At 34.7% G+C, this 4,549-nt stretch carries 4 protein-coding genes; 2 read left to right on the forward strand and 2 right to left on the reverse strand.

What is annotated here, in order from left to right; genetic code table 11:
• Positions 1-1,066 precede the first annotated feature (1,066 nt).
• Positions 1,067-1,516 carry a CotG/ExsB N-terminal domain-containing protein gene (locus EP737_RS24760; protein ID WP_205651021.1) on the reverse strand — a complete coding sequence of 150 codons (450 nt, stop codon included), beginning with the start codon at positions 1,514-1,516 and terminating at the stop codon, positions 1,067-1,069.
• 347 nt (positions 1,517-1,863) lie between these two features.
• Between EP737_RS24760 and EP737_RS24765 the strand changes: the two genes are divergently transcribed.
• Positions 1,864-2,868: a DUF3231 family protein gene (locus EP737_RS24765; RefSeq protein ID WP_129732027.1), complete on the forward strand. Its 1,005-nt coding sequence runs from the start codon at positions 1,864-1,866 to the stop codon at positions 2,866-2,868.
• Positions 2,869-2,894: 26 nt separating this feature from the next.
• A complete protein-coding gene (locus EP737_RS24770) occupies positions 2,895-3,350 on the forward strand; it encodes a hypothetical protein (RefSeq protein WP_129732029.1) in 456 nt (151 codons plus the stop codon).
• A gap of 438 nt (positions 3,351-3,788) precedes the next feature.
• Here EP737_RS24770 and EP737_RS24775 read toward each other — a convergent pair whose 3' ends face one another.
• A complete protein-coding gene (locus EP737_RS24775) occupies positions 3,789-4,382 on the reverse strand; it encodes a MerR family transcriptional regulator (RefSeq protein WP_129732031.1) in 594 nt (197 codons plus the stop codon).
• Positions 4,383-4,549 lie beyond the last annotated feature (167 nt).

Genomic DNA, 4,549 nt, shown 5'->3' on the forward strand with positions numbered 1-4,549 from the left:
TGCTTGCACGAGCAATTATACGAGCCGAACCGCCAGATCAGCCGTTCATTATTTACTTTCTCTCCTTATGCCTATACGCTAATGTGGGGGCTCTGCCCCACACACCCCCGACCAAAACCCCTGCCCAAAAGCAAGGGAAGTGCCACCTTCTCTTACAAATATCAATCATATCTAAAATCATATGTATCCCAGGAAAAAAAGTTGGATCTCTTCCGATGAATTCACAGCATAACAGTTCTGTACAATAAGGATTGCATATTTTTTCTTTGTTTCTTTTTGTTTCGAATTTGATCCATCACTCTAATAAATATTTATATAATTATATATTCAATTTTTATGATTATTATTCGATTCATTCGATTTATTGTCGGATTTACTTGATCTATAATTAGATTTACCATACATTGATTTACTATACATTTTATCAAACACTTTGGCATACAGTCTGGCTCTAGCCATTAATTTATCGTAGTATTTCCCCATATATATATTCACCCCCTATCGGATTAAGTTCTATATATTATGCTTATTTAGTGGATTTGGTAATGGGCAAAGATTGAATTTCTTTATTTTTTACTAGATAACAAGCTTTTGTTTGTATGATTGTCCATGCTTATCCAGCAAAATTTTTGATGTATATCCTATACATATCAAGTTGACATAACCCGTCATTATCGGAAGATACCTCAATGAGTTGGTACAAAAACAGACAATATATCATATTATTATAATATTGCATTACTAAGTCCCCATCTTCCATGTGGGGCTTTTGGTTTATGTATATTGTATTCATGTTAAGTTTACATAATCCCTTATTATCGGAATTCAATGTATCTAGGAGCCTATAAAAATCCCCTCCAGCTAAGCAATATGGAGGGGATTCGTGTTCATATAATCATGCTTATTGGAAGTCCATTTCATGAAGAAAAAGGAATTACATTATGAAATAGGCTACTATTCATGCATGCCTTTTACATTCTAACAATTCAATTCCATTTACTCCAAATGGAATAAATATACTTCTGGGTTTTTCTGGTAATTTATATTTTTCAGTATGTAATAAAACTTACCTATTTAGGTAAGTTTTATTTTTGATACAGTTATCCAAATTAGGGTATTTAAGGAAATTGAAAACTCCGAGAAGTAAGTCTAGTACGTTCAGTAACATGTACGGAATGGGAGATTCCGCATGTACAGAAATAGGTCTTGCATGTACAAAACCAGGGGGGCTCATTTTAGCTTTTGCAGACATCATAGGAGGGCTCATTCTAGCCTTTGCAGACATCATAGGAGGGCTTATTCTAGCTTTTGCAGACATCATAGGTCCCGTACTGACAGTATTTTCGGTAGTTTCGGTAGTTTCGGTAGTTTCGGTAGTTTCATTATTTTTTTGCGTCGCTGGTTCTTGACTCAAGAATTCAGCCATTCCAGCTGCCCATATTTCATCTACTGCTTTACGAATATCTTTCTCAGTAATTTTTTGCATATTATTCAATAAAATATCACCTTCTTTCAATTCTGTTTATTTATATAAATATGCATCTTTGTCTATGCTTGTCCATGTTTGTCCAACAAAATTCATGATGTATACCCTATACACGTCAGGTTAACATAACTTCTCATTATCGGCAGTCAATGTATCTAAAAACCTATAAAAAATACCCTCCAGTTAAGTAATCTGGAGGGAACGTATTAACATAATCCTCGAAAGCGGAAGTTGATACACTATAAGGTTATCATAGTATTTCGCTTACCTTTTTTAGTGAATTTACCTTTCTAAAGAGTGTTAATCTTCTTCATAAAGCCCATTAAAAAATTCATATCTATTGCTAAATAAGTGAATAATACTTAAGAGGTGATAATATGGATCAGAATAAATTAAAACTCACATCTTCCGAAATAGGGTCACTGTGGGCAGAATATGTAAACGGAACAATGACAGATACAGTAAATAGGTACATGGTCTCTATTATTGAGGATGAGGCAATAAAAGCCATTTTTGAGGATGCTATCAGGACGTTCGAAAAACAAAAGAAACAACTTGTAACTTTTATAGAAAATGAGGGATTTCCAGTTCCAATTGGATTTACTGAATCTGACCTCAATAAAGGTGCAGAGAGACTGTTTACTGACATATTTTGCTTAAATTATTTACATATCATGACTTTGCATGGTTTGTTAGGACATTCAACTGCATTAGGCGTTTCTGTCAGAAAGGACTTACGGTATTTTTATGACTCGTGTGATAATGACGGGAAAAGGATGTATCATCAAACAATAGAGTTACTGCTTGAGAAGGGGAATTTTCAGAGAGACCCTTTATTTTATCCTGACAAGAACCCTAAATTTGTTTCTCGTCAAGATTTCACAGATGGAATTTTTGGAAAAGAGAGACGCTTAGCCGCAACAGAAATCATTAGCATTTCGTTCAACCTTAAAAAGAGTATTATGGCTAAAACCCTTTCTATCGCATTCAGTCAAGTCGCTCAAACAAAAGAGGTAAGAAAATTTTTAGAGAATTCCGAGCAAACGGCTAACGAACAAATACAAGCCTTTTCAAAAATCATGCAAGCGGATAATTTACCAGCTCCTAAGTCGTGGGAAACAGAAGTGACAACTTCAACGGATTCCCCTTTTTCTGATAAGTTAATGTTGTATCATGTTGGTTTCTTGTTCCAAGCTGCACAGGCATATCATGGGACAGGTCTAGCATCAGCTATGCGAACAGACCTTGTAGCGATTTATGAAAGCATCATTCTAAAAAACCTTATGGTTACTAAAAAATGGTTTAATCTTATGGTACAAAATAAATGGTTAGAACAGCCACCACTTGCTCCTGATAGAAACGAAATTGCAAAAGAAAAATAGTAATAACAATATTCAGGTATGTCTAAGTGAATAAGAATATATTTGAAAAACTAATGTGGAGCATTGCACTTCCTGGGTTTGGGCAGTATTTAAATGGAAAATATTTTAAAGGTACAATTTTATTGCTACTTGAATTTTTGATTAATGTACAAGCCAATTTTAATCAGGCCATACTGTTAAGTTTTCACGGGGAAATTGGTGATGCGATAAAACATACGAATTATCAATGGTTGATGTTTTATCCTTGTTTGTACTTTTTTTCTATGTGGGATGCGGTGAAAGATGCAGGCGGAGGGAAAGACCCTTATTTTTTTCTTCCGTATGTGTTCGCTGCGTTCTTTGTAACTGTTGGATTGATTTTTTCCTCAAACTTAACGATATTTGGAATGTTATTGGGTCCTGTTTGGCTCCCAATGTTGTTTATTTTCCCTGGAATAATAATCGGATTTATTATTAGAGAAATCATAAATAACATTTCATAAAGAACCATCCTCTATCTACTAATTAAAATCGGATGGTTCTTTATGTTGAATAAGTTTGAAAGTTTATTTAACTCAATTGCCCCATTAGCAAACTAGTTCTTACATGGAAGTTGAACAAGGAACAATGTATATTCTATTCATGTTTAGTTTACATAACACATCATTATCGGAAGTTCTTTATCCTCAGAATCCCCATGATATCAACATGTCTTCAATTCTCGGACAATATGAAATATGCAGGATTTTATACAACGTAGAAATGGCAAGGATTGTGGCAAGTTTGCCATTTTATTTCCCACTCTAATTTTGCATAAAATGTTGTATAATGTTGGTAGAATTATCCATAGTATGATATACTATGTCTCCCTGGCAGTTTTCCGGTGAATTATATAGATCCAGTCGTACATCACGTCTGGAATCACCAAAAAGCCGTGCTTATTATAAGTACGGCTTTTTTCTTTTATCGGCTCCAAAAGTTCCACCATTTTTTTGTTGTGCTGCTGCTATTTCTTTTTCTGCTTGCATACTTCTAATATTTTCTAGAAGGAGCTGATCTCTTCTTTCTAGCTTGTTTTCAATGTATTCCTGTTGCTTATTCAATTCTATCTTTGTTTCTTTGACTTCTTTTATAAGCTCCTTTATAACAGCTTCTTGTCTCTCGTACATAGAACGATGAAATTGCATCTGTTTATGTTGAATCTCGTCAAATTCCGCCTTGGTAATATAAGGTGCTTCCGCTATTTTCGTTGTGTCACGGTCTGACATATCACTCATATCAACCGTTGATATTACTACGTTTATAGCGTTTTTAAGTGTCATATCAGGGTGTTTTATCAAATCTATTATCTGTCTTAGAACTAAAACATCTTTGTCAAAAAATCCACGATGCCCATGTTCATTTTTATGGATATGATACCCTGATTCTTCGAGAAGATTACAATACTTTCGAACAGTGCTATTCTGTATCCCAAGTAAAACAGCGACTTCCTTTGCTGTATAAACCTTTTGTATATTGCTTGAGTCACCTGACATATCAAATCACCTCGCTATATCATTCGCTATGTCACTTGATATACCTTGTTTAGCAATAAAAAAGCGATGCCCATAGAAAATATAAGGAACCCTGATTAGAACCTAGTAAGCATACCCGTGTCAACGGTACCGGACCGGACCCGGAAGGGAACGGGAGGATAAGGAGT

It is taken from the genome of Ectobacillus funiculus (assembly GCF_004138295.1).
Taxonomy (GTDB): Bacteria; Bacillota; Bacilli; order Bacillales; family Bacillaceae_G; genus Ectobacillus; species Ectobacillus funiculus.